Consider the following 554-nt stretch of genomic DNA (forward strand, 5'->3'; position numbering starts at 1 on the left):
GTGTTCCCACTGTTGCGACGAAGAAGCTCATAAAAACCTATCCGAGAAGATGACTCACACCCATTCTCAGACGGTCCTGCATCAAAAATCTCTCCGCGTGATTCCTTCGCTTCCTTAACCTCTGGAACGTATTCTAAACCACCAGCAGGAAGCCTGAAGCGTCGCCTGTCTTCCTGTTCCGAACGACACGCAAAACGCAGATTCTCATCAGCAGAATAATCCCGAGCTATAAGCCCAAGGTGCTTGCAGTCAGCAGATATCAGCCAGCAGATATCATCAACAGACCACCCCAGATGGAACACATGCCCAAGCCATGAACGAGGATAATACCCCCCATCATATGACTGAGCTTTGATGACCCTTTGGGCCTCTAATTTCGTATATGAACGACCTACGGATTCCATCCGAGACCACCAGTCTTGGCGGTCTTGTGTTGAACCATCGCCATCAGTTGTGTTATAATACTGATGTGGGTCGGGTTGTGACGTTCCTGCGTCATGAGCCTTCTCCTAACCTATCGGGCTTCTTCGATGTAATCCGCCAAGATATCCATC

Annotated in this window: 1 protein-coding gene; it reads right to left on the reverse strand. The window is 49.3% G+C overall.

Going from position 1 to position 554, the window contains the following annotated elements:
• The coding region (locus tag KP705_RS16520) for a hypothetical protein (protein WP_215765037.1) at window positions 1–404 on the reverse strand (404 nt) is incomplete at its 3' end.
• Between the last annotated feature and the right edge of the window lie 150 nt (window positions 405–554).

It is taken from the genome of Gluconobacter sp. P1D12_c (genome assembly GCF_018812105.1).
GTDB lineage: Bacteria > Pseudomonadota > Alphaproteobacteria > Acetobacterales > Acetobacteraceae > Gluconobacter > Gluconobacter oxydans_A.